Consider the following 22,208-nt stretch of genomic DNA (forward strand, 5'->3'; position numbering starts at 1 on the left):
TGCCGCCTCAGGCGATCTCGGCGGGGGTCTCGTCGGCGTGCGCGATGCTCGACAGCCGCGACCAGACCAGCGCCAGGGTGATCCCCGAGCCGACGAAGGCGAACCAGAAGGGCGCGGCCAGGCCCCACTGCTCGGCGATGAGGCCGCCGATGCCCTGCCCGATCACCATCCCGCCGAAGACGAAGATGAGGTAGACCGAGCCCACGCGGCCCTGGAACTCGGTCGGCACCGCCCGCTGGCGCACGACCTGGGAGACGTTGAGCCACACGAAGGCGTAGGCGCCGAAGCCGAACATGATGAGCAGCGCCAGCCACGGCGCCGTGGTGAGGGCGAGCGCGAGGTGCATCAGCACCTCGAGGAGCAGGCAGGTCTTCATCAGCACCGCGAGGTCGAAGCGGCGCTCGAGCCAGCCGTAGCAGGCCGTGCCGACGATCCCCCCGAGCGCCGACGCGGTGGTCAGCAGGCCGAACCCCACCTCGCCCATCCCGACCCGGTCCAGCGACCAGAGCACGAGGATCGACCACGCTGCGCCCCAGGTGATGTTGAAGGTCAGGATCACGATCGCCAGGGTCCGGATGGCCGCGTGGGCCCAGAGCCAGCGGATGCCCTCGACGATGTCCTGCCGCACGTGGGTGTCGACCGACGCCGGCACCTGCTCGCGCGTGGAGCCGATCCGCGCGACCAGCACCACGCCCAGCACCACGCACACCAGCTGGGTGACGAACGGCCACGCCATCCCGGCGGCGAACAGGAAGGCGCCGACGGGTGGTCCCACCAGCTGGTTGGCGGTGAGGAAGCCGGCCTGCATGCGCGAGTTGGCGATGCCGAGGTCGGGCTTGTCGACGAACATCGGGGTGAGGGTGCTCGACGTCGAGTCGGCGAACACCTCGGCCATGCCCAGGGCGAACACGGCGACCAGCACCACGCCGATCGACACGTGCCCGGTGGCGATCGAGCCGCACAGCAGCGCCAGCACGACGCTGCGGACCGCGTTGGCCACCACCACGACCGTACGCCGGTCGAGCCGGTCGGCCAGCGCTCCGGCGTACAGCCCGACGAGCAACCAGGGCAGCCCGCGCAGCAGCCCTGCCAGCGCCACCAGGCGCGCGTCGTCGGTCTGCGAGGCCACCAGCAGCGGACCGGCCGCCATGGCGATGCCGTCGCCGATGTTGGTCGTCCACGACGACACGAGCAGCCAGCGGAAACGGGGTCCGAGACGTGCCGGGATGATCGTCTCGCCGAGCCTGCTCACAAGCGCCGGAGCCTACGGCGCCCCACCGGACGCGCGCACGCGGGTTTTCTCAGACCGGCTGCAGGTCCTCGGCAGCCAGGCGGTCATCGCGCACGGCCGCGGCGAGGCGGTCGTTGTCGGCCTGGAGTCGCAGCACCAGCGACTCGAGGTCCTCGACGCGCCGGCGCAGGCGCCGGTTCTCCACCGCGAGGACCGAGGTGGTCCGCGCATCACTGTTCACATGGCCCAACAGCGCCTTCGCCATGGGGAGCCTTTCCACGACCGGTCTCGACGGCCGCGACATCCGGCCGTCTACCAGAGTCCCACCACTGTCGCGGCGGGTCAACGCCGGGGTCGGCGGCCCGTCAGCGAGTGCGTGGCGGCCGCTGGCAGCGCGGGCAGAAGTAGGACGAGCGGTTCATGAACGCCACCCGTCGGATCGGGGTCCCGCAGCGCCGGCACGGCTCGCCCTCCTGGCCGTAGGCGTCGAGCGAGCGGTCGAAGTAGCCGGACTCCCCGTTGACGTTGACGTAGAGCGCGTCGAAGGACGTGCCGCCCTGGGCGAGCGCCTCCCCCATCACGTCACGGACGTGGCCGAGCAGCTCGCGCAGCACCGGCCCGGTGAGCCGGTCACCCGGCCGCTCGCCGTGCAGCCGGGCGCGCCACAGCGCCTCGTCGGCGTAGATGTTGCCGACGCCGGAGATGAGCCCCTGGTCGAGGAGGAGCCGCTTGATCGCGGACGTACGCCGTCGCGCGCGGCGCACGAACTCGGCGTCGTCGAAGTCGGGGTCGATCGGGTCGCGGGCGATGTGCACGATCTCGGTCGGGAGCTCGGCGCCGCCGGCGGAGACGGCGAGGCCCCCGAACATCCGCTGGTCGACGAAGCGCATCTCCAGCGGGCGTGCCTCGGGGGTCGCGAGGGTGAAGCGCACCCGCAGGTGCCGCTCGTCGGGGGCGCCCGGCTCGTGGAGGAGCATCTGCCCGCTCATGCCGAGGTGGCCGAGGAGCGCGTCACCGTTGTCCAGCGCGATCCAGAAGTACTTGCCGCGGCGCCGGACCGCCTCGATGCGGCGGCCCACGAGGGCGGCGACGAAGCCGGTGGAGCCGCGGTGGTCACGACGCACGGGCCGCGGGTGCAGCACCTCGACAGCCCCGATCGTGGCGCCGACGACGTGGCGCTCGAGGCCGGCGCGGACGACCTCGACCTCGGGGAGCTCGGGCACGTCTCAGGCGTCGGCGGTGGTGACGTCCACCGTCGTGTCGGCCTCCGCGACCGGGCGGGCGGCCTCGATCTCGCGGTAGGCCGTCTCGGCGGCGCCCTGCTCGGCCTCCTTCTTGGAGCGGCCGTTGCCGTTGCCGAGGACCTGCTCGCCGACGCGGACGCGCGCGACGAAGGTCTTCATGTGGTCGGGGCCGTCGTCCTCGATGAGGTATTCCGGGACGCCGAGGCCCAGGTCGGCCGACAGCTCCTGCAGGGAGGTCTTCCAGTCGAGACCGGCGCCCATGGACGCGGCAGCCTCCATCACCGGGTCGAAGAGCCGGTGGACGACCTTGGCGGCCTCGTCGATGCCGCCGCTGAGGTGGATCGCGCCGATCACCGCCTCGACGGTGTCGGACAGGATCGAGGCCTTGTCGCGACCGCCGGTGGTCTCCTCGCCGCGGCCCAGCATGATGTGCTGGCCGAGGCCGATCTCCCGCGCGACGTCGGCCAGGGCGCGGGCGTTGACGACCGCGGCCCGCAGCTTGGCCAGCCGGCCCTCGGAGAAGTCCGGGTGGGCGCGGTAGAGCGTCTCGGTGACCACGATCCCGAGCACGGAGTCCCCGAGGAACTCCAGGCGCTCGTTGGTCGGGATCTGCCCGTTCTCGTAGGCGAACGAGCGGTGCGTCAGGGCACGCTGCAGCAGCTCGGGATCCAGGACCGGATCACCGAGCGCTGCGCGGAGCTCGTCGGTGGTCAGAGGACCTGGCGACGGTCGGCCTTGGCGCCGTACTGGCCGCACTGGCCGCACGCACGGTGCGGGAGGTGCTTGGCACCGCAGGCGGGGTTGGCGCAGGTCGCGAGGGCAGGCGCGACGGCCTTCCACTGCGAACGGCGGTGACGCGTGTTGCTGCGCGACATCTTCCGCTTCGGAACAGCCATGGTGTGTCTCCTACTTACGTCGGCTTGCTTGGCCTTGCGTCTCCGTCCGGGGATTCCCGGACGGAGTCAGTCCTGGTCGTGCTGGGGGTCGTGCTCGGTGTCCTGCTGGAGGTCCTGCAGCCCCGCCCAGCGCGGGTCGATCGGTGCGTCGTGCGAGTGGTCCGGGTCGTCCGCGAGCCGCGCACCACACTCGGTGCACAGTCCGGGGCAGTCCTCGGAGCACAGCGGCTGGAACGGCAGTGCGAGCACCACCGCGTCCCGCAGCAGGGGCTCGAGGTCGACCATGTCGTCCTCGAGCCGGCTGGTCTCGTCGTCGAGGTCACGGTCGTCGTGCTCCGTGGCCCTGTCGTGCTGGTCGGGGTAGACGTAGAGCTCCTGCAGCCGCGCGTGGATCTCGTCCTCGATCGGCTCCAGGCACCGTACGCACTCCCCCGCGAGCGTGGCCGTGGCCGTGCCCGTGAGCAGCACGCCCTCCATGACCGCCTCCAGGCGCAGGTCGAGGTCGACCGGCGATCCTTCGGGGACAGAGAGGACTTCGATGCCAAGTTCTGCCGGCGCCGGCACTGTCAGCTCGACTTCACGCTGGGACCCCGGGCGGCGGCCGAGCTCGCGGGTGTCAAGCACGAGCGGCGCCCTCGGGTCCAGGCTGGTCAAGACGAACTCCCACTACTGGACACAGACACAACCGGAGAATCGTATCCGTCACGGTGTGGCGGGGCAAAACGGGTGGGGGACGGGTCGCTCATCCCCGGCGCTCGGCCAGCCGGCGCACCAGCTGCTCGCGGACCGGCTCGGGCACCAGGCCGCGTACGTCGCCACCCAGCGCCGCGACCTCCTTGATCAGGCTGGAGGACACGAACGCGTTGCCGACCGCACCGGGGAGGAAGACTGTCTCGACGTCGGTGAGGTGTGAGTTCATCTGGGCCATCGGGAGCTCGTACTCGTAGTCGACGGCGCCACGCAGGCCCTTGACGATCGCGACAGCGTCGCTCTCGCGGCAGAAGTCCACGATCAGGCCGTCGAAGCCGGCGACCCGGACGTTGGCGATCGACGAGGTGGCCTCCTCGAGCATCGCGATGCGCTCGTCGGGGGTGAAGAGGCGGTTCTTGCTCATGTTGACGCCGATCGCGACCACGACCTCGTCGAACAGTCGGGCGGCCCGCCCGATGATGTCGAGGTGGCCGTTGGTCACCGGGTCGAAGGACCCGGGGCAGACAGCGCGACGCACAGGCGTCCTTCCCGTCGTGGAACGGTCCCGGTCAGGGCGCCGGGATGGCGTGACCGTACCAAAGCGCGGTCTCGCCGTAGCGCTTCGCACGGTCCTCCTCGATCCCGTCCGGCCACGTGACCTTGCTGCGCTTCGCGGCCCGCTCGACGATCACGAGGGCGCCGGGGACGAGCCACCCGTGGGCGACGAGCGCGGTGAGGTCGGCGGTCACGTCGACGTCGGGCATCGGGTAGGGCGGGTCGGAGAAGACCACGTCGTAGGGGGCTGCCGGCGGCGAGGAGAGCACCGTGGCGACCGTGCCGGCGATCACCCGGGCCCGGGAGAAGCCGAGCGTGGCGGCGTTGCGGGTGATGAGGGCGGCCGTGCGCCGGTCCTGCTCGACCATCGTCACCACGCCCGCGCCGCGCGACCACGCCTCGAGGCCGACGGCCCCGGAGCCGGCGTAGAGGTCGAGGAACCGCAGCCCGTCGAGGGAGCCGGTGCGCGACTCGACGGCCGAGAACAGCGCCTCGCGCACCCGGTCGCTCGTGGGTCGCGTCGTCTGGCCGCGGGGCGTCTCCAGACGCCGACCGCCGGCCGTTCCCCCGATGATGCGAGTCATCTGCCCGTGCTCAGCCCTTCTCCATGAACTCCGACGCCGCCGAGCGCTCGACCTCGGCGACGGCGTCGGCGATGTCGGGCGCCTGCGCCAGCGCAGGATCTTCGGAGAGTAGCGCCTCCGCGGCCTCGCGGGCACGCACGATCGTCTTCTCGTCGCGCAGGACGCGCAAGGAGACGAGCCCTGAGCGGAAGCCGGACTGGCTGGCGCCGAGCACGTCGCCCTCGCGCCGCTGCTCGAGGTCGACCCGGCTCAGCTCGAAGCCGTCGGTGGTGGACGCGACGGCGTCGAGCCGGTCGCGTGCGGGCGAGCCGAGCTCGGCGTGGGAGACCAGCAGGCACAGCCCCGGCAGGCCGCCGCGGCCGACGCGACCGCGCAGCTGGTGCAGCTGGGAGACGCCGAAGCGGTCGGCGTCGAGGAGCACCATCGTGGTGGCGTTGTGCACGTCGACGCCGACCTCGATGACGGTCGTGGAGACGAGCACGTCGACCTGGCCCGCGGCGAAGGCGCGCATCGTGCGGTCCTTGTCGTCGGGGGCCAGTCGGCCGTGGAGCACGGCGCTGCGCAGCCCCGCGAGCGGCCCCTCCGCGAGCTCCGCGTGCACCTCCTCGACCGCGGCCAGCGAGCGCTTCGGCGCGATCTCGGCGCCGTCCTCGTCGAGGTCGAGCTGGTCGCGCTCCCCCTCCTCGCCCGCGTCGCCGGAGATGCGCGGGCACACGACGTAGACCTGGTGGCCCTGCTCGACCTCCTCGCGCACGCGTTGCCAGACGCGGTCGATCCAGGTCGGCTGGTCGGCGAGCGGGACCACGTTGGTCTGGATGGGGGCGCGTCCCGCAGGCAGCTCGGCCAGCACCGAGGTCTCGAGGTCGCCGAAGACGGTCATCGCGACCGTGCGCGGGATCGGCGTCGCCGTCATGACCAGCACGTGCGGCGGGGTGCCGGCCTTGTCGGTCAGGGCGGCCCGCTGCTCCACGCCGAAGCGGTGCTGCTCGTCGACCACGACCAGACCGAGGTCGGCGAACTCCACGGTGTCCTGCAGCAGTGCGTGGGTGCCGATGACGATCCCGGCCTCGCCCGTCACGATCCGCAGCATCGCCTCCTGGCGGGCCGCGCGACCCATCGAGCCGGTGAGCAGCACGACGGAGGTGGCCTCGGCGGCCCCACCGAGCATCCCGCCCTGCGCGAGGTCGCCGAGCATCGCGGAGATGGAGCGGTGGTGCTGCTGGGCCAGGACCTCGGTCGGGGCGAGCAGCGCCGCCTGACCGCCGGAGTCGACGACCTGGAGCATCGCGCGCAGCGCCACCAACGTCTTGCCGGAGCCGACCTCGCCCTGGAGCAGACGGTTCATCGGGTGGTCGCGGGCCAGCTCGCCGGCGACCACCTCGCCGATCTCACGCTGTCCCCCGGTGAGCTCGAACGGCAGCCGTGCGTCGAAGGCCGCCAGCAGCCCGTCGGGCCGACCGGCGCGCGAGCGGGCACCTTGTTCGCGGTGCGCGGCGCGGCGCCGCGCAAGCACCAGCTGGAGCACCAGCGCCTCCTCGAAGCGGAACCGCTTCTGCGCCGCTCCGAGCTGGCTCCAGTCGTCGGGACCGTGGATCCACCGGAGTGCCTGCATCACCGTCAGCAGCTCGAAGCGCTCCCGGAGCTCGGGGGTGAAGACGTCGGGCACACCGGTGACCAGGTCGAGGGTGGCGGCGATGACCTTCTGGAGGTCCCACGTGTAGAGCTTCGCGGTGAGCGGGTAGACCGGGATCAGCTTGCTGAGCATCGCCCCCTCGTCACCGTCGAGGGCGAAGCCGTGGGCCTGCTCGAGCTGCCAGCTGCCGCGGAACTGCTTGGCCTTGCCGGTGAACAGCGCCCTGCTCCCCCACCCGAACTCGGCCTCGTGCCGGTCCGCGAGGTTCTTGTAGGGGCTGAACAGCGTCACCGAGAAGTCGGGGCCGTCGGTGCGCAGGCGGATCGTCGTACGCCACTGGCGACGGTTGCCGGCGCTGAACGGGGCGCTGGAGCACGAGCGCACCTCCCCCACGATGGTGAGCTGCTCGCCGACGACCGGGGTGGCGACCTCGGAGAGCTCGGTGGCGGCGACGTAGCGGCGCGGGAAGTGGCGCAGCAGGTCACCGACCGTGCGCAGGCCGAGGCCCTCCTCGGCGAGCTTGCGCTTCTTGTGCGAGCTGCCGAAGACCGCCCCGATCGGGCTGTCCGGCGTGATGGCGACCATGGACGGCGCTCACTCGACGCTGACGAGCAGCGGGTAGCGGGGCTGGCCTCCGTGGTGGACGGCGACGTCGACGTGGGGGTGGCGCTCCTCGACATGGGCCGCGACGGCCGCAGCGAGCTCGACCCCACCCTCGCCGGAGACGATCGTGACCAGCTCGCCGCCACCGGCGAGCAGCCGCTCGAGGACCTCGTCGGCCACCACCTCGAGGTCGGAGCCGACGACGGCGAAGTCACCGGCCACCACGCCGAGCGCGTCACCGGGCTCGCACGGGCCGGCCATCGTGATGGCCTGGCGCGCGGCGACGGTGACCGCGCCGTGGCGCGCGTGGCGGGCGGTCGCGGTCATCTCCCGGACGTCGGCGTCGAACGCGCGCCCGGGCTCGTGCACGGAGATCGCGGCCAGGCCCTGCACCTGCGCCTGGGTGGAGATCACCTCCACGGAGATGTCGTGCTCGGCCTCGGCGGTGCGCGCGGCGATCTCCGCGGCACGGACGGTGTCGCTGTCGTTGGGCAGCACGACGACCTCCGCAGCACCGCACCCGGTGATGGCCTCGAGCAGCTGCCCGGTCGAGGGACGCTGGCCCGGCCCGCCCTCGACCACGACCGCACCCGCTGACTCGAAGAGCTCGGCCAGGCCGGGGCCGGCCGCCACGGCGACGACCCTGCGCCCGGCGCGGTCCGACGTGCGCTGGCGTGCGGCGGCCACCTGCTCGGCGAAGTGGGTGACGCGGATCCGGTGCGGGCGGCCGGCGCTGATCCCGGCCTCGATCGCGGCACCGACGTCGTCGACGTGGACGTGGACGTTCCACAACCCGTCGCCGCCGACCACGACGAGGCTGTCACCCAGGCCCGCCAGGGCGCGGCGCAGCTCGCCGATGCGCTCGTCCTCGACGTCCACGCCGACGTCGAGGAGGTACATCACCTCGTAGCCGGGGCCGTCCTCGGTGAGGTCGTCGCCGGGCACGGCAGGGGCTGCGACGGGGATGAGGTGGGTGCCGATGGGCGTGGTCCACGGCATCGGTCGGCGACCGGTCGCGGTGGTCTCGACCGCGTCGAGCACGACCGTGAGGCCGCGGCCCCCCGCGTCGACGACGCCCGCCTGGGCCAGCACGGCCAGCTGCTCCGGCGTACGCGCAAGAGCGGTGCGGGCCGCTGCCGCAGCCGCGGTGAAGACGTCGCGGGCTCGGGCGCCCGAACGTTCGGCGACGGCCAGCGCGGCGTCGGACGCGGCGCGGGCGACGGTGAGGATGGTGCCCTCGACCGGCACGCCGACCGCGGCGTAGCTGGCGTCGGTGGCCGCGGCCATCGCCGCGGCGACGGTCCGGGCGCGACGGTCCTCCAGCCCCGCGGCGGCGAGGTGGGTGACGTAGCCGCGGAGCATCTGGCTGAGGATCACGCCCGAGTTGCCGCGCGCCCCCATCAGCGCGGCGCGCGCCAGGAGCGCCATGCCCGCCTCGAGAGCCAGGTCGGGATCGGCTGCACGGGCGGCGCGCAGCTCGTCGCGGGCCGCGGAGACGGTGAGGAACATGTTGGTGCCGGTGTCACCGTCGGGCACGGGGTAGACGTTGAGCGCGTCGATCTCCTCGCGCGCCGAGGACAGCGCGTCGGTGGCGATGTCGACGAACCGGGCGACCGCGTCGAGGGTGATGCCGTGGGTGACTGGCTCCATCGAGTCGGTGTGCTCCCGGGTGTGCTCCGGCCGCCGTGCGGGTCGGTCGTGTCTGGTGTGCTGGGCCTGGCTGGTGCGACCATGTGTCGCGCGCCACAGGGTAGTGCCCCTGTCCGACCGTGCCTGCGATTTCCTCCCCCGGACGGTCCTCGGCTACTCTTCTGCGGTTGCCTGTTGCTGCCACCTGGCGGTGTGCAGGCTGTGGATCTCTCTATCAAACCTCGAACGGATCGGAGTGCACGGTGGCTGCCGTCTGCGACATCTGCGCCAAGAAGCCGGGCTTCGGAAACAACCGTCCCTGGTCGCGCAAGATCACGAAGCGTCGCTTCAACCCCAACATCCAGCGCGTCCGGGCGACCGTGAACGGCACGCCCAAGCGCCTCAACGTCTGCACCGGCTGCCTCAAGGCCGGCAAGGTCTCCCGCTGACCTGACCAGACTTCTGCAAGACCCCCGTCGCGCTGCGGCGGGGGTCTTGTGCGTGTGGGGAGTCAGTCCTGTTTCGTGATCCCCGGCTGACCGGCTCTTCCTGAGGTTGTCAGGCCGTGCAAGGGCCGACAACCTCAGCGATCCCCGGTCAGCCGGGGATCCCTCAACGAGCTCAGAAGTGGGTCCAGCCGGTGGGCCCGTCGTACGCCGCGCCGTCGACCGTCACGCCCTCGCCCTCGCGCACGTCGCCGACGACCTGCCAGCCGCCCGGCACGGCCGCCGTGTCGGGGAAGGTCGCGAGAAGTGCATGGTCGTCTCCCCCGCCGAGGATGAACTGCATCGGGTCCGCGCCCAGCGCGGCGCCGACCGCCTGGAGCGGCTCGGGGATCGCGAAGGCGTCGGTGCGTACGTCGATGGCCACGCCGCTCGACTCCGCCAGGTGACCGGCCTCGGCGACGAGTCCGTCGGAGATGTCGATGAGGGAGGTCGCGCCGGCCTCGGCGGCCTGCTTGCCGGCGGCGTACGGCGGCTCGGGGCGGCGGTAGGCCTCGACGAGCACCCGCGGCGAGCGGAACCCGCGCCCGAGGACGGCCAGGCCACCGGCGGCCCAGCCCTGCCGACCGACAAGGGCGAGGACGTCGCCCGGCTGGGCACCGGAGCGGAGCACGGGCGCCTGGGTGCACTGCCCCAGCACGGTCACCGCGATCACCAACTGGTCGGCGCGGGTGAGGTCGCCGCCGACCACGGTGGCGCCGACGCTCGCGCACTCCTCGGCGAAGCCCCGGGCGAAGTCGAGCGCCCACGCCACGGGCAGGTCTGCAGGGGCGGCCAGACCGATCGTGAGGTGGCGCGCGGTGCCGCCCATGGCGTTGATGTCGGAGAGGTTCTGGGCCGCGGCGCGGTGGCCGACGTCGGCGGCGCTGGCCCAGTCGCGGCGGAAGTGGCGACCCTCGACGACCAGGTCCGTCGACACCACCACGTGGCCGTGCTTGATGCGCAGGACGGCGGCGTCGTCGCCCGGTCCGACCAGCACGTGCTCGTCGCCCTCGAAGATCTTCACGAGCTCGGAGATCAGGCCGAACTCACCTGCCTCGCCGAGGGTCGCGTCCGGAGTGAGGGCCATGGCTCCATCCCACCAGACAGCGCGGTGATCACAGTCACCCATCCCCTGTCGGCCCGCCCGCGCCGCGCGGTAGGTTGACCCCGACACACCCGCTGAACGAGACCGAGGAGTCCACGATGGTCGTCCAGGCCTACATCCTGATCCAGACCGACGTCGGCAAGGCCGCCGAGGTGGCCAAGGCCATCGCGCAGGTCAGCGGCGTCACGCTTGCTGAGGACGTCACCGGTCCCTACGACGTGATCGTCCGCGCCGAGGCGAAGAACGTCGACGAGCTGGGCAAGCTGGTGGTGTCGAAGGTGCAGAACCTCGACGGCATCACCCGCACCCTGACCTGCCCGGTCGTCCACATCTGATCCGCACCGACACGAACCACGTGCACCCTCGCCGACGCCTCGGCCCCTCCACGGGCCGGGGCGTCGTCGCGTCCGCGGCCGCCTGCCTCGCCCTGGCGGCCTGCAGTCCCGGGGCGGTCAGCATCGAGCAGCACGACCTCTCCGCTGCCGACCGGGCAGCGTGCGAAGCGCTCGTCGCGGACCTGCCCGACACCCTCGCCGGCCAGACGCAGACCGAGGTCGAGCCCGACGGCGGGCCGGGTGCGGCGTGGGGCGATCCGGCGTACGTCCTCACGTGCGGTGTCCCGGAGCCCGACGACTACGAGCCGACCGCCGAGTGCAGCGTCATCGCGGGCGTGGGGTGGTACGTCACCGACGACCAGCTCAGCGACCTGTCCGAGGACGCGACACCGATCGCGCTGACCCGTACGCCCTACGTCGAGGTGCGGGTTCCTGCCGACTACCGCACCGAGGGCATCGACCGTGCCCTCGCCGAGCTCGCGCCGCTCCTGGAGGAGCACCTGGACGAAGGCGTGCCTTGCCTCTAGCCCCGGCGCGTCAGCGCAGGCCGGTGTCCCGCCGCAACGCGAGCTGCAGCAGCCGGTCGACGAGCTCGGGGTAGGACATCCCCGTCGCCGCCCAGAGCTGGGGGTACATCGACGTCGGCGTGAAGCCGGGCATCGTGTTGAGCTCGTTGATCACCAACGAGCCGTCGGGCATCACGAAGAAGTCCACGCGGGCCAGGCCCTCGCAGGAGAGCGCCTCGAAGGCGCGCACGGCCATCGCCCGCAGCTCCTGCTCGGTCTCGGCGGGGAGCGCGGCCGGGATGTCGATCTCGGTGAGCTGGTCAGGGAGGTACTTGGCCTCGAAGTCGTAGAACTCGTGGTCGCCGCCCGTGCGGACCTCGCCGGGCCGCGACGTCTCCGGCGGGCCCTCGAACGTGCCGAGCACGCCGCACTCCACCTCGCGCCCGCCCTCCATCGACTGCTCGACGAGCACCTTCGGGTCGTGGCGGAACGCCTCCTCCAGCGCCGCCTCGACCTCGCCGGCGTCGTGGAGCTTGCTGATGCCCATGCTCGAACCGGCGCGGGCAGGCTTGGCGAAGGAGGGGAAGCCCAGGTCCTCGATCCGCGAGCGGCAGCCGACGGGGTCCTGCTCCCACTCCGAGCGGGTCACGACGATGCCGGGCGTCACCGGGAGCCCGGCGGACTGGAGCACGACCTTCATGTAGGCCTTGTCCATGCCGACCGCGGAGGCCAGCACGCCGGAGCCGACGTAGCGCACACCCGCCATCTCCAGCATCCCCTGCAGGGTGCCGTCCTCGCCCCAGGGACCGTGCAGCAGCGGGAAGACGACGTCGACCTCGCCGATGACCGACGGCACGCTGGCCGGATCCGTGACCACGAGGTCGGTGCCGGTGGTGGCGCCCATCAGCGCGACGGGTGAGCGTGCGCCGTCGACGGCGGGCAGGTCGCTGCCGCGGATCGCGAGCCTGCCGGGCTCGTCGACCTCGAGCACCCACCGCCCGTCGGCGGCGATGCCGACCGGCACCACGTCGTACGCCTCGCGGTCGATCGCGGCCAGCACGCTCCCCGCGGTGACGCACGAGATGCCGTGCTCGGAGGAGCGGCCGCCGAAGACGACGGCGACCCGGGGCTTGCGACCGGTCGTGTGCGAGGAGGTGTCGTTCATCGGCACGACCCTATCCACCTACGCTTGCTGCCATGGCTCACGACCCGCAGCACCGGCCCGCCACCATCGCCGTCACGGCCGGGCGCCCCGAGAAGGCGCCCGACGCTCCGCTCAACACCCCGATCACCATGGCCGCGACCTACGTCGCGGGCGGCGAGGTGGAGTACGGCCGCTACGGCAACCCGACCTGGACCGCCCTGGAGGACGCGCTCGGCGCGCTCGAGGGTGGCCGCTGCCTGACCTTCGCCTCCGGCCTTGCGGCCGTGGCGACGGTGCTCGACCTCGTCGGCGCGGACGGCAAGGTCGTCGTGCCGCGGCACGCCTACACCGGCACGATCATGCAGCTCGGCGACCTCGAGTCGCGCGGGCGGCTGCGCGCCGAGCTGGTCGACATCACCGACACCGAGGCCGTCGTCGCCGCCTGCGCCGACGCCGCCCTCGTCTGGCTGGAGTCGCCCACCAACCCGGCGCTCGAGGTGGCTGACATCGCGACCATCACGGCCGCCGCCCACGAGGCCGGCGCCTACGTCGTGGTGGACAACACCTTCGCCACTCCCCTGCTCCAGCGTCCGCTCGAGCACGGCGTCGACCTCGTCGTGCACTCCGCGACGAAGTACCTCGCCGGCCACTCCGACGTGCAGATGGGTGCGATCGTCACCGGCGACGACGACCTCTGGACGGTGCTCAAGGGACGCCGCGACCTGGTCGGTGCGGTCCCGGGGCCGTTCGAGGCGTGGCTGACGCTGCGCGGTCTGCGCACGCTGCACCTGCGTGTCGAGCGTGCCCAGTCCAACGCCGAGGAGCTCGTACGCCGGCTCGGCGAGCACCCCGCGCTGTCGGAGGTCCGCTACCCGGGCTTCGGCGGCATCGTGAGCATCGTGCTAGCGCAGGGCGAGATGGCGGCCGACCTGCTCTGCCGCAAGACCCGCCTGTGGGTGCACGCCACCTCTCTCGGCGGGGTCGAGTCGACGCTCGAGCGCCGCCGGCGCTGGAAGGCCGAGGCCGCGACCATCCCCGAGGGACTGGTGCGCCTGTCGGTCGGCGTCGAGGACGTCGAGGACCTCTGGGACGACCTGCGCGACGCGCTCGACGGGTGCGTCGGCTGAGGCAGCCGTGACCTCTGTGTAACGCTTCGGCTCCATGAGGCGAAGAACGGGCATGGAGCCACCGCCCGACGTCGCCATCATCGGCCGCGACCCTGACGCCCTCGAGGCGTTCTACCGCCAGCACCTCCCGTGGGTGCGCCGATTCGTGGCGCGTCGCGTCGACGACCCCCACACCGCGGCGGACCTGACGGCCGACGTCTTCCTCGCGGTCATCGACGGTGCGGCCGGCTACCGGCCTGACGACGGCAGTCCTACGGCATGGCTGGCGGGGATCTCCCGCAACGTCGTCGCCGGCCACCATCGTCGCCGTGCCCGCGAGGGCCGCGCGCACGCCCGCATCAGCGGTCGCGCCCTGCTCGACGAACACTCCGCCGAGCTCCTCTCGGACCGCATCGACGGTGAGCGCCTGGCACGCGAGCTCTACCGCTCGCTCGAGGCACTTCCGGACAACCAGCGCGCGGTCGTCGAGCTCGTCGCCATCGACGGGCTCAACCTCACCGAGGCCGCCTGTGCGCTCGGCATCTCGGCCGGCAACGCCCGCGTTCGCTACCACCGGGCGCGCAAACAGCTCCAGGACGTCCTTCCGAGCCCCTTCGAGGTGATCGCATGAGCACGCAGACCACTCCCCCGTCCGATCTCGACCCCTTCGAGTCACGCCTGCTGGCCGAGCTGCGCCGTGAGGTCGCGGTGGTCGACACCCCGGCTCCCGGACGTACGCGTCGTCGGGGCCTGGCAGTCGCGGCAGGCGCCGCCGCGGCAGCCGTCGTCGGCGTCGTCCTCGCGCCCGGGCTGGGCACGACGAGGGCCTATTCCGTGCAGGAGGGCAACGCCGGGGAGATCGTGGTCGAGGTGAACCGTCCCGAGGACGCCGCGGGTCTCGAGCAGGCGCTCCAGGAGCGCGGTGTCGCTGCGGACATCACGTACCTGTCGCACCTGCAGGAGTGCGCGTCCGGCCGATTCGCCGAGGTCGATCGAGAGGTCGGCCTGTCGCTGTCGATCGGCGAGGACCTCGTGCGCGTGACCCTGGCGCCCGGCGCGGTCCGTGACGGCGAGACCTTCGTGATGGTGCTCTCGGTGGAGGCGATGACACGGGACGAGCTCGCGGACGTCAGCGATCGTGAGGGCCAGCTGGTCATCGAGGGCACCCGATCGTCGGTTTCCGCGGAGGTCGCGGCCGGGGAGGTGCGGCCGTGCGAGGTGGTGCCGTCGGCTGGCTGAGGCTGCCACCCGGCTGGGCGTCACACGCTCAGTGCAGCTCGGGCTTGGTGTCGCGCGCGATGAAGGAGTTCATCATGTCGAGCGCGGTCATCCGGCCGTCCACGACCGCGTCGACGGCCTGCGCGATCGGCGCGTCGACGCCGACGCTGTCGGCCAGCGCGAGCAGCGACTTGCAGGACTTGGCGCCCTCGGCGACCTGGCGGGTGGAGGCGTAGATCTCCTCGGTCGTCATCCCCTGACCGAGGCGCTCGCCGAAGGTGCGGTTGCGCGAGAGCGGCGAGGAGCAGGTGGCGACGAGGTCGCCGAGCCCGGCCAGGCCCATCAGGGTCAGCGGATTGGCGCCCTGCGCGGTGGCGAGGCGGGCGGTCTCGGCGAGCCCGCGGGTGATCACGGAGGCGGTGGTGTTGTCGCCGAAGCCCAGCCCGACGGCCATGCCGACCGCGAGACCGACGACGTTCTTGTAGGCGCCGCCGATCTCGCACCCGAGCACGTCGACTGAGGTGTAGGGCCGCCACGACGGGCCGTGCGTGATCGCCTGGAGGTGCTTGGCGCGCTCCTCGTCGACGCAGGCCACGACGGACGCGGCCGGCTCACGGCGCGCGATCTCGCGGGCGAGGTTGGGTCCGCTGATCACCGCGATGCGGTTCGCGGAGGCGTCGGTGACCTCCTGGATCACCTCGCTCATCCGCATCAGGGTCCCGAGCTCGACGCCCTTCATCAAGGACACCAGCGTCGCCTTCTCGGGCAGGATCGGCGCCCACGCGCTGAGGTTCTCCCGCAGCGACTGCGACGGCACGGTGAGCACGACGACGTCGGCGTCGGCGGCGACCTCCTCGGGGTCGGTCGACGCACGGATCGACGGCGGCAGCTCGATCCCGGGGAGGTAGTCGGTGTTCTCCCGGCGCTCGTTGACCGCCTCGACCACCTCGTCACGGCGCGCCCACAGGGACACGTCGTTGCCGGCATCGGCGAGGACCAGCGAGAAGGCGGTGCCCCACGATCCGGCACTGAACACTGCGATCTTCGTCATCGGGTGTGCTTCCTCTTCGTCCGGTGGGGGTCGTACGGGTTGCCGGTCTCGCGTACGCCGCTGCGGCGCGGGTCGAACCGGTCGGTCGGGGGTGTCTCGCCACGGAGGTCGGCCACGACGGCGGTGATCGCCGCCATGATGCGCTCGGTGGCCTGCGCCGTGGTCTCCGGCGAGTGCGGCCCGGCGACCAGGTCGTCGAGCTGCACCGGGTCGCCGGCCTTCATCACGATGTTCTTGCGCGGCACGAGGTGCGGGCGCTTGGTGTAGGGAGGCAGGACCTCGTGCGCGCCCCACTGGCCGACGGGGATCACCGGACAGCCCGTGGCCAGCGCGATGCGCGCGGCGCCGGTCTTGCCCTTCATCGGCCACAGGTGCGGGTCGCGGGTCAGCGTCCCTTCGGGATAGATGACGATGCACTCGCCCTCGCCGATCGCGCGGACGGCGGCGTCGTAGGCACCCACCGCGTTGCGCGTCAGCCGCTCGACCGGGATCTGCCCGGCGGCGGTGAGCAGGCCGCCGAGGTACCTGTTCCGGAAGAGCCCCGACTTGGCGAGGTAGCGCGGCACCCGTCCGTGGTCGTAGACGAAGTGCGCGGACAGCAGCGGGTCGACGTGGGAGATGTGGTTGAGGGCGATGATGCACCCGCCGGTGGCAGGGATCTTCTCGCCGTCGATCCAGGTGCGCGACGTGGCGGTCAGCAGGGTCGGCTTGAGGATCGAGGCCGCGAAGGTGATCGCCCAGCCGCGCGGCTGTTCCAGCTTCCTGACGCGCACCGTCACCTCCCGCACCACGAGCCTCGCCCGGACGCTCCCTGCGTCGCCAGCAGGCTACTCGGTCACCTGCCTCCCGCGACCCCAGCGGCACGCTGGTCCCGGGTGGCAGGATTCGACGTGATGTCCAGCTCCCTGCCGACCGATGCCGACACGCCGCGCTGCGTGGTCGTCGTACCCGTCAAGCCGCCGGCGCACGGCAAGTCCCGCCTCGTGGGGCTCGACGACGAGCAGCGCCGACAGCTGGCCGAGGCGTTCGCGCTCGACACCGTGCAGGCCGCCGTCGCGACCCCCGGCGTCGCGCAGGTGCTCGTGGTCACCGACGACTTCCGCCTGGCCGCGCCCATGCGCGCCCTCGGCGCCGAGGTGATGCCCGACGGGGCCAGCGAGGACCTCAACGAGGCCCTCGTCCAGGCCGTCGCGGAGGTCGTACGCCGCTGGCCGGGCGCGGTCCCGGTCGCGCTGTGCGCCGACCTCCCGGGCCTGCGCTCCGCCGAGCTCGCCGCGGTCCTGCAGGACGTGGTGGCGCAGGTGGATGCCGGTCACGCCGCCTTCGTGAGGGACCGCGCCGGCACGGGCACCACGACGTACGCCGCTCCTGCCGCGCACTTCGCACCGCAGTTCGGCGTCGAGTCCGCGGCGCGCCACGCGGCCTCGGGCGCGATCGAGGTGGGTGCGGCCGCGCGCAGCCTGCGCGCCGACGTCGACGACCTGGTCGACCTCGGCGCCGTCCTCGCCGGGGGCGTGGGCCCGCACACCACCCGGGCAAGCGGGAGGCGGGCCACCCCGTCGGGGTGACCCGCCTCGTCGCGGTCCAGGAGTGCTGGGGCGTCAGGCCTTCTTCGCCGGGGTCGCCTTCTTCGCCGCGGTCTTCTTGGCCGGGGCCGCCTTCTTGGCCGGAGCCTTGGCAGCCGTCGACTTCGCAGCCGTCTTCTTGGCCGGGGTCGCCTTCTTCGTGGCCGACGTGGAAGCAGTCGTCGTCTTCTTGGCCGGCGTCGCCTTCTTCGCCGTGGTGGCCTTCGACGCCGACGCCTTGGTGGCCGGGGTCTTCTTGGCAGCGGTCTTCTTGGCCGGCGTCGTCTTCTTCGCCGGCGTCGCCTTCTTGGCGGGCGCCTTCGTGGCGGTCGTCTTCGTGGCCGGGGCGGCCTTCTTCGCCGGCGCCGACTTCTTGGTCGCGGCACCGGTGACGGCGGCAGCAGCCGCACGCACGCTGGCCGGCGGCCTGGGCATGGTGGCGGCCGTCAGCTTCGGCAGCTTCTTCGCACCGGCGACGACGTCCTTGAGCTCCTTGCCTGCGGAGAACTTCGGCACGGCCTTCTTCTTGGACTTCATCCGCTCGCCGGTCTGCGGGTTGCGGACCCAGCGCGCGTTGCGCACGGCCTTCTCGAACGAGCCGAAGCCGGTGATGGCGACCTTCTCGCCCTTGGCCACCTCACGGGTGATGGTGTCGAGCACCGACTCCAGTGCGTGGGCCGCCTGCTTGCGGTTCCCCTCGTAACGCGCGGCGAGCGCGTCGATGAGCTCTGACTTGTTCACTAGCTTCCCTTCCCAATGAACCTCCGAAGCCGAGCTCGTGCTCGACCTTCTGCAAGGCACGCTAGGCACATGGGAGGGTGAGGACAATCACCATCGCCCCTGTTTGTGGGGCTTTTTCAGGCAGTGACGGGCTTCCAGCTCGGTCGCGACGCCTCGAAGTCGGCGATGTCGGTGTCGTGGCCGAGGGTGATCCCGATGTCGTCGAGCCCCTCCAGCAGCCGCCAGCGGGTGTAGTCGTCGATGTCGAAGGAGTCCTCGACGGCGTCCTCACCCGCGCCGGCGCGGACCGTACGGCTCTCCAGGTCGACGGTGATCTCTCCGCCCGGGTTGTCCTCGAGCCAGTCCCACAGGCGCTGCACGACCTTCTCGTCGACCTGCGCGGCGACCAGGCCGGCCTTGCCGGAGTTGCCGCGGAAGATGTCGGCGAAGCGCGAGGAGATGACGGCCCGGAAGCCGTAGTTCTGCAGCGCCCACACGGCGTGCTCGCGCGAGCTGCCGGTGCCGAAGTCGGGACCCGCGACCAGCACGGAGCCACTGGCGTAGGTGGGGTCGTTGAGCACGAAGTCGGGGTCGTTGCGCCAGGCGGCGAACAGCCCGTCCTCGAAGCCGGTGCGGGTCACGCGCTTGAGGTAGACCGCGGGGATGATCTGGTCGGTGTCGACGTTGCTGCGCTTCAGCGGGACGCCGACGCCGGTGTGGGTGGTGAACTTGTCCATGGTCAGGCTCCGATCGGCGTGAGGTCGGCGGGCGACGAGAGGGTGCCGCGCACGGCGGTGGCGGCGGCGACGGGCACGGACACCAGGTGCGTACGACCGCCCTTGCCCTGCCGTCCCTCGAAGTTGCGGTTCGACGTCGATGCGCTGCGCTCGCCCGGGGCGAGCTGGTCGGGGTTCATGCCCAGGCACATCGAGCAGCCGGCCCCGCGCCACTCCGCGCCCGCTGCGAGGAAGACCTGGTCGAGTCCCTCGGCCTCGGCCTGGAGGCGTACGCGCACCGAGCCCGGCACCACCAGCAGGCGGGTGTCGTCGGCGACGTGGCGACCCTCGAGGATCGACGCCGCCAGGCGCAGGTCCTCGATGCGGCCGTTGGTGCAGGAGCCGACGAAGACGGTGTCGACCTTGACCTCGCGCAGCGGCGTGCCGGCCTCGAGACCCATGTAGTGCAGGGCCTTCTCGGTCGCGACCTTGTCGTTGGGCTCGTCGAAGTCGTCGGGGCTCGGGATGGTGGCGCCCAGCGGCGCACCCTGGCCGGGGTTGGTGCCCCACGTGACGAACGGCGTCATCGTGGACGCGTCGAGCTCGATCTCACGATCGAAGACTGCGTCGTCGTCGGTGCGCAGGGTCTTCCAGTGAGCGACGGCAGCGTCCCAGTCGGCACCCTTCGGGGCCTCGGGCTTGCCCTCGATGTAGTCGAAGGTCGTCTGGTCAGGCGCGATGAGCCCGGCCTTGGCGCCCCACTCGATCGACATGTTGCACACGGTCATCCGGCCCTCCATGGAGAGCTCCTCGATGGCCTGGCCTCGGTACTCCACGATGTAGCCCTGGCCCCCGCCGGTGCCGGTGTGCGTGATGAGGGTGAGCACCATGTCCTTGGCGGTGACGCCCTCGGGCAGGCTGCCGTTGATCGTGACGGCCATCGTCTTCGGGCGGGCCTGCGTCAGCGTCTGGGTGGCGAGCACGTGCTCGACCTCGGAGGTGCCGATGCCGAAGGCGATCGCACCGAAGGCGCCGTGCGTGGAGGTGTGCGAGTCACCGCACACGATCGTCATCCCGGGCTGCGTCAGGCCGAGCTGCGGACCGACGACGTGCACGATGCCCTGCTCGACGTCGCCGAGCGGGTGGAGGCGGACACCGAAGTCGGCACAGTTCTTGCGCAGCGTCTCGACCTGCGTACGGCTCACCGGGTCGGCGATCGGCTTGTCCCAGTCGACCGTAGGGACGTTGTGGTCCTCGGTCGCCAGCGTCAGGTCGGGGCGGCGGACCGTGCGGTCGGCGAGGCGCAGGCCGTCGAAGGCCTGCGGCGAGGTCACTTCGTGGAGGAGGTGGAGGTCGATGTAGAGCAGGTCGGGCTCTCCCGGGGCGCTCCGGACGACGTGCTCGTCCCAGACCTTCTCGGACAGGGTCTTGCCCATGACACAAACTCCTTCTGCTCCATTGCGGTAGGACGACGCTACATCTTGCATCCCACTCCCTGAGATGAGAATATCGGCATATGGACAACGGATCTGGTGTCGGCGTGCTGGACAAGGCGGCCCTCGTGCTCGCGGCCCTCGAGGCCGGACCGGCCACCCTGGCCGGGCTCGTCGCCGGCACCGGGCTGGCCCGCCCGACCGCCCACCGCCTCGCGGTCGCGCTCGAGCACCACCGTCTCGTCGCCCGCGACATGCAGGGCCGCTTCGTGCTCGGCCCCCGCCTGTCCGAGCTCTCCGCGGCCGCGGGCGAGGACCGCCTGCTGGCGGCCGCCGGTCCGGTCCTGGCGCGACTGCGCGACATCACCGGCGAGTCCGCCCAGCTCTGGCGCCGCCAGGGTGAGCACCGCGTCTGCGTCGCCGCCGCCGAGCGCCCCTCCGGTCTGCGCGACACCATCCCGGTCGGCTCGCAGCTGACGATGAACGCCGGCTCGGCCGCGCAGATACTGCTGGCCTGGGAGGACCCGGAGCGCATGCACCGCGGCCTCCAGAACGCCGCCTTCTCCGCCACCGCGCTCTCGGGCATCCGTCGCCGTGGCTGGTCGCAGTCGGTGGGTGAGCGCGAGCAGGGCGTCGCGTCCGTGTCGGCTCCGGTCCGCTCCCCCGGCGGCAAGGTCATCGCCGCCGTCTCGGTCTCCGGCCCGCTCGAGCGCCTCTCGCGCCAGCCCGGCCGCATGCACGCACCCGCCGTGCTCGCCGCCGCCGACCGGCTCTCGGAGTCGCTGCGCCGCGCTGCGGCGGAGTAGGCGACTGAGCATCGCGGCTCTGTGCGGCGTCCGGTCGCCGGCGCGAGGATGAGCCCATGAGACTCCTCCTGGCCGCCATCGTCCGTCTGGTCGCGCTGGGAGTTGGCCTCGCCGCCTACTATGCGGCCCTGCCCGCCCTCTTCCCGGGCTCCACCGACGCCAACATCGGAGCCGGTCTCCTCGCGTTCGGCGGCATCGTCGTGGTGAGCCTCGGCTGGGCCTTCGCCGATGCCCGACGCCGCGGAGCGTCGTCCACGATCGCAACCTGGGCCATCGTCGCGGTCGCGTTCGGAGTGCTGTGGCTCGTCAGGCTCGCCACCCTCGAGGCGGACGACAGCATGACCCTGGTCGACCGGCTCAGGCTCGATGCCTTCCTGGTCGTCTTCACCGCAGGCCTCGTGCTCGTGCCTGCTGCTCTGGGGGCGGCGCTCGGTGACAGGCTGCGCAGCCCGGAGTGAGGAGCTCGCGACTCAGAACAGCGCGTCCTGCTCGAGCTCCAGCAGCTGCTGCTTGCGCTCGAGGCCGCCGGCATAGCCGGTGAGGGTGCCGTTGGCGCCGATCACCCGGTGGCAGGGCACGACGATCGGGATCGGGTTGCGACCGTTGGCCAGGCCGACGGCGCGCGAGGCGGCGTTCGTCATGCCGAGACGGCCGGCGACCTCGCCGTAGGACGCGGTCTCGCCGTAGCCGATATGGCCGAGCTGCTCCCACACCCGCTGCTGGAAGTCGGTGCCGATGGGCGCCAGCGGCAGGTCGAAGTCGGTGAGCTCCCGGTCGAAGTACGCCGTCAGCTGACGCCTCGCCTCGACCAGCACGGGCTCGTCGTCGGAGCGGGCACCCCGCGGGCGCCCGTCGGCGGGCGGACGGAACGGTGAGAACTCGATCGCCACGATCGAGCCGTCGCGCTCCACGATGCGCAGGTCGCCGATGGGCGAGGGCAGCACGGTCCACAT

Annotated in this window: 27 protein-coding genes; 9 read left to right on the top strand and 18 right to left on the bottom strand. The window is 72.1% G+C overall.

What is annotated here, in order from left to right:
* Positions 1–7: 7 nt before the first annotated feature.
* From CFI00_RS15735 to CFI00_RS15780, 10 genes are all read right to left on the bottom strand, one after another.
* Positions 8–1,252, bottom strand: a complete 1,245-nt coding sequence (locus CFI00_RS15735) for an MFS transporter (RefSeq protein ID WP_207082021.1) — start codon at positions 1,250–1,252, stop codon at positions 8–10.
* 49 nt (positions 1,253–1,301) lie between these two features.
* Entirely contained in the window at positions 1,302–1,496 is a 195-nt protein-coding gene (locus CFI00_RS15740; RefSeq protein ID WP_207082022.1) for a hypothetical protein, read from the bottom strand.
* A 100-nt stretch (positions 1,497–1,596) separates the two neighbouring features.
* The gene (gene mutM / locus CFI00_RS15745; protein ID WP_207082023.1) at positions 1,597–2,454 is read right to left on the bottom strand and encodes a bifunctional DNA-formamidopyrimidine glycosylase/DNA-(apurinic or apyrimidinic site) lyase; all 858 of its coding nucleotides are present in this window, start codon (positions 2,452–2,454) and stop codon (positions 1,597–1,599) included.
* 3 nt (positions 2,455–2,457) lie between these two features.
* A complete protein-coding gene (gene rnc, locus CFI00_RS15750; protein ID WP_347401903.1) occupies positions 2,458–3,189 on the bottom strand; it encodes a ribonuclease III in 732 nt (243 codons plus the stop codon).
* On the bottom strand, positions 3,186–3,371 hold the full coding sequence (gene rpmF / locus CFI00_RS15755) for a 50S ribosomal protein L32 (protein ID WP_207082025.1): 186 nt from the start codon (positions 3,369–3,371) through the stop codon (positions 3,186–3,188). Before rpmF ends, rnc begins: the two co-directional genes overlap by 4 nt.
* 66 nt (positions 3,372–3,437) lie before the next feature.
* Positions 3,438–4,025, bottom strand: a complete 588-nt coding sequence (locus CFI00_RS15760; protein ID WP_207082026.1) for a YceD family protein — start codon at positions 4,023–4,025, stop codon at positions 3,438–3,440.
* 88 nt (positions 4,026–4,113) lie between these two features.
* On the bottom strand, positions 4,114–4,599 hold the full coding sequence (coaD, locus tag CFI00_RS15765) for a pantetheine-phosphate adenylyltransferase (protein ID WP_207082027.1): 486 nt from the start codon (positions 4,597–4,599) through the stop codon (positions 4,114–4,116).
* 31 nt (positions 4,600–4,630) lie between these two features.
* Positions 4,631–5,200 (bottom strand): 16S rRNA (guanine(966)-N(2))-methyltransferase RsmD, encoded by a 570-nt coding sequence (gene rsmD, locus CFI00_RS15770; protein WP_207082028.1) that lies wholly within the window; start codon positions 5,198–5,200, stop codon positions 4,631–4,633.
* Positions 5,201–5,210: 10 nt separating this feature from the next.
* A complete protein-coding gene (locus CFI00_RS15775) occupies positions 5,211–7,418 on the bottom strand; it encodes an ATP-dependent DNA helicase RecG (protein WP_207082029.1) in 2,208 nt (735 codons plus the stop codon).
* 9 nt (positions 7,419–7,427) lie between these two features.
* Entirely contained in the window at positions 7,428–9,086 is a 1,659-nt protein-coding gene (locus CFI00_RS15780) for a DAK2 domain-containing protein (RefSeq protein WP_207082030.1), read from the bottom strand.
* A 242-nt stretch (positions 9,087–9,328) separates the two neighbouring features.
* On the opposite strand from CFI00_RS15780, the gene rpmB reads away from it, so the two are divergent.
* The gene (gene rpmB, locus CFI00_RS15785) at positions 9,329–9,514 is read left to right on the top strand and encodes a 50S ribosomal protein L28 (RefSeq protein ID WP_056602600.1); all 186 of its coding nucleotides are present in this window, start codon (positions 9,329–9,331) and stop codon (positions 9,512–9,514) included.
* A 172-nt stretch (positions 9,515–9,686) separates the two neighbouring features.
* On the opposite strand, the gene CFI00_RS15790 is transcribed toward rpmB, so the two are convergent.
* A complete protein-coding gene (locus tag CFI00_RS15790; RefSeq protein WP_207082031.1) occupies positions 9,687–10,637 on the bottom strand; it encodes a thiamine-phosphate kinase in 951 nt (316 codons plus the stop codon).
* Between the two features lie 116 nt (positions 10,638–10,753).
* On the opposite strand from CFI00_RS15790, the gene CFI00_RS15795 reads away from it, so the two are divergent.
* Together CFI00_RS15795 and CFI00_RS15800 are read left to right on the top strand one after the other, a co-directional pair.
* A complete protein-coding gene (locus CFI00_RS15795; protein WP_091196254.1) occupies positions 10,754–10,990 on the top strand; it encodes an Lrp/AsnC ligand binding domain-containing protein in 237 nt (78 codons plus the stop codon).
* Between the two features lie 20 nt (positions 10,991–11,010).
* Positions 11,011–11,517, top strand: coding sequence for a DUF3515 domain-containing protein (locus CFI00_RS15800; RefSeq protein ID WP_207082032.1), 507 nt, complete (start codon positions 11,011–11,013; stop codon positions 11,515–11,517).
* A 10-nt stretch (positions 11,518–11,527) separates the two neighbouring features.
* On the opposite strand, the gene CFI00_RS15805 is transcribed toward CFI00_RS15800, so the two are convergent.
* Positions 11,528–12,661, bottom strand: a complete 1,134-nt coding sequence (locus tag CFI00_RS15805; RefSeq protein WP_207082033.1) for a D-alanine--D-alanine ligase family protein — start codon at positions 12,659–12,661, stop codon at positions 11,528–11,530.
* Between the two features lie 32 nt (positions 12,662–12,693).
* Here CFI00_RS15805 and CFI00_RS15810 point away from each other — a divergent pair, with 32 nt between their 5' ends.
* Genes CFI00_RS15810 through CFI00_RS15820 form a run of 3 tightly spaced genes read left to right on the top strand, consistent with a single transcriptional unit; the run spans position 12,694 to position 14,985 of the window.
* The gene (locus CFI00_RS15810; protein ID WP_207082034.1) at positions 12,694–13,767 is read left to right on the top strand and encodes a PLP-dependent transferase; all 1,074 of its coding nucleotides are present in this window, start codon (positions 12,694–12,696) and stop codon (positions 13,765–13,767) included.
* 52 nt (positions 13,768–13,819) lie between these two features.
* Positions 13,820–14,377, top strand: a complete 558-nt coding sequence (locus CFI00_RS15815) for an RNA polymerase sigma factor (protein WP_207082035.1) — start codon at positions 13,820–13,822, stop codon at positions 14,375–14,377.
* A complete protein-coding gene (locus CFI00_RS15820) occupies positions 14,374–14,985 on the top strand; it encodes a hypothetical protein (protein ID WP_207082036.1) in 612 nt (203 codons plus the stop codon). The genes CFI00_RS15815 and CFI00_RS15820 overlap by 4 nt, the downstream gene beginning before the upstream one ends.
* Positions 14,986–15,013: 28 nt before the next feature.
* Here the strand turns inward: CFI00_RS15820 and CFI00_RS15825 are convergent, their stop codons facing one another.
* Complete coding sequence (locus tag CFI00_RS15825; protein ID WP_207082037.1) at positions 15,014–16,015, bottom strand: NAD(P)H-dependent glycerol-3-phosphate dehydrogenase; 1,002 nt, start codon at positions 16,013–16,015, stop codon at positions 15,014–15,016.
* Positions 16,012–16,788 (bottom strand): lysophospholipid acyltransferase family protein, encoded by a 777-nt coding sequence (locus CFI00_RS15830; protein ID WP_207082038.1) that lies wholly within the window; start codon positions 16,786–16,788, stop codon positions 16,012–16,014. Before CFI00_RS15830 ends, CFI00_RS15825 begins: the two co-directional genes overlap by 4 nt.
* Before the next feature lie 120 nt (positions 16,789–16,908).
* On the opposite strand from CFI00_RS15830, the gene cofC reads away from it, so the two are divergent.
* Positions 16,909–17,583: a 2-phospho-L-lactate guanylyltransferase gene (cofC, locus tag CFI00_RS15835; protein ID WP_207082039.1), complete on the top strand. Its 675-nt coding sequence runs from the start codon at positions 16,909–16,911 to the stop codon at positions 17,581–17,583.
* A 33-nt stretch (positions 17,584–17,616) separates the two neighbouring features.
* On the opposite strand, the gene CFI00_RS15840 is transcribed toward cofC, so the two are convergent.
* From CFI00_RS15840 to leuC, 3 genes are all read right to left on the bottom strand, one after another.
* Entirely contained in the window at positions 17,617–18,321 is a 705-nt protein-coding gene (locus CFI00_RS15840) for an HU family DNA-binding protein (RefSeq protein ID WP_207082040.1), read from the bottom strand.
* A gap of 116 nt (positions 18,322–18,437) precedes the next feature.
* Complete coding sequence (leuD, locus tag CFI00_RS15845; protein ID WP_207082041.1) at positions 18,438–19,037, bottom strand: 3-isopropylmalate dehydratase small subunit; 600 nt, start codon at positions 19,035–19,037, stop codon at positions 18,438–18,440.
* Positions 19,038–19,039: 2 nt separating this feature from the next.
* On the bottom strand, positions 19,040–20,452 hold the full coding sequence (gene leuC / locus CFI00_RS15850; protein ID WP_207082042.1) for a 3-isopropylmalate dehydratase large subunit: 1,413 nt from the start codon (positions 20,450–20,452) through the stop codon (positions 19,040–19,042).
* Positions 20,453–20,532: 80 nt separating this feature from the next.
* On the opposite strand from leuC, the gene CFI00_RS15855 reads away from it, so the two are divergent.
* Together CFI00_RS15855 and CFI00_RS15860 are read left to right on the top strand one after the other, a co-directional pair.
* Positions 20,533–21,255, top strand: a complete 723-nt coding sequence (locus CFI00_RS15855) for an IclR family transcriptional regulator (RefSeq protein WP_207082043.1) — start codon at positions 20,533–20,535, stop codon at positions 21,253–21,255.
* Between the two features lie 56 nt (positions 21,256–21,311).
* Positions 21,312–21,713 carry a hypothetical protein gene (locus CFI00_RS15860; protein ID WP_207082044.1) on the top strand — a complete coding sequence of 134 codons (402 nt, stop codon included), beginning with the start codon at positions 21,312–21,314 and terminating at the stop codon, positions 21,711–21,713.
* A gap of 12 nt (positions 21,714–21,725) precedes the next feature.
* Here the strand turns inward: CFI00_RS15860 and CFI00_RS15865 are convergent, their stop codons facing one another.
* The gene (locus tag CFI00_RS15865) at positions 21,726–22,208 is read right to left on the bottom strand and encodes a methylated-DNA--[protein]-cysteine S-methyltransferase (RefSeq protein ID WP_207082045.1); all 483 of its coding nucleotides are present in this window, start codon (positions 22,206–22,208) and stop codon (positions 21,726–21,728) included.

The sequence above is a fragment of the Nocardioides sp. S5 genome (assembly GCF_017310035.1).
Classification (GTDB): Bacteria; Actinomycetota; Actinomycetes; order Propionibacteriales; family Nocardioidaceae; genus Nocardioides.

Coding starts and splice junctions, on each gene's coding strand:
- cofC (WP_207082039.1), top strand. CDS start 16,909: ATGTCCAGCTCCCTGCCGACCGATGCCGACACGCCGCGCTGCGTGGTC.
- rsmD (WP_207082028.1), bottom strand. CDS start 5,200: ATGACTCGCATCATCGGGGGAACGGCCGGCGGTCGGCGTCTGGAGACG.
- rpmF (WP_207082025.1), bottom strand. CDS start 3,371: ATGGCTGTTCCGAAGCGGAAGATGTCGCGCAGCAACACGCGTCACCGC.
- CFI00_RS15810 (WP_207082034.1), top strand. CDS start 12,694: ATGGCTCACGACCCGCAGCACCGGCCCGCCACCATCGCCGTCACGGCC.
- CFI00_RS15795 (WP_091196254.1), top strand. CDS start 10,754: ATGGTCGTCCAGGCCTACATCCTGATCCAGACCGACGTCGGCAAGGCC.
- CFI00_RS15815 (WP_207082035.1), top strand. CDS start 13,820: ATGGAGCCACCGCCCGACGTCGCCATCATCGGCCGCGACCCTGACGCC.
- leuD (WP_207082041.1), bottom strand. CDS start 19,037: ATGGACAAGTTCACCACCCACACCGGCGTCGGCGTCCCGCTGAAGCGC.
- CFI00_RS15820 (WP_207082036.1), top strand. CDS start 14,374: ATGAGCACGCAGACCACTCCCCCGTCCGATCTCGACCCCTTCGAGTCA.
- CFI00_RS15775 (WP_207082029.1), bottom strand. CDS start 7,418: ATGGTCGCCATCACGCCGGACAGCCCGATCGGGGCGGTCTTCGGCAGC.
- CFI00_RS15855 (WP_207082043.1), top strand. CDS start 20,533: ATGGACAACGGATCTGGTGTCGGCGTGCTGGACAAGGCGGCCCTCGTG.
- CFI00_RS15790 (WP_207082031.1), bottom strand. CDS start 10,637: ATGGCCCTCACTCCGGACGCGACCCTCGGCGAGGCAGGTGAGTTCGGC.
- CFI00_RS15865 (WP_207082045.1), bottom strand. CDS start 22,208: ATGTGGACCGTGCTGCCCTCGCCCATCGGCGACCTGCGCATCGTGGAG.
- leuC (WP_207082042.1), bottom strand. CDS start 20,452: ATGGGCAAGACCCTGTCCGAGAAGGTCTGGGACGAGCACGTCGTCCGG.
- CFI00_RS15805 (WP_207082033.1), bottom strand. CDS start 12,661: ATGAACGACACCTCCTCGCACACGACCGGTCGCAAGCCCCGGGTCGCC.
- CFI00_RS15740 (WP_207082022.1), bottom strand. CDS start 1,496: ATGGCGAAGGCGCTGTTGGGCCATGTGAACAGTGATGCGCGGACCACC.
- CFI00_RS15860 (WP_207082044.1), top strand. CDS start 21,312: ATGAGACTCCTCCTGGCCGCCATCGTCCGTCTGGTCGCGCTGGGAGTT.
- CFI00_RS15780 (WP_207082030.1), bottom strand. CDS start 9,086: ATGGAGCCAGTCACCCACGGCATCACCCTCGACGCGGTCGCCCGGTTC.
- CFI00_RS15825 (WP_207082037.1), bottom strand. CDS start 16,015: ATGACGAAGATCGCAGTGTTCAGTGCCGGATCGTGGGGCACCGCCTTC.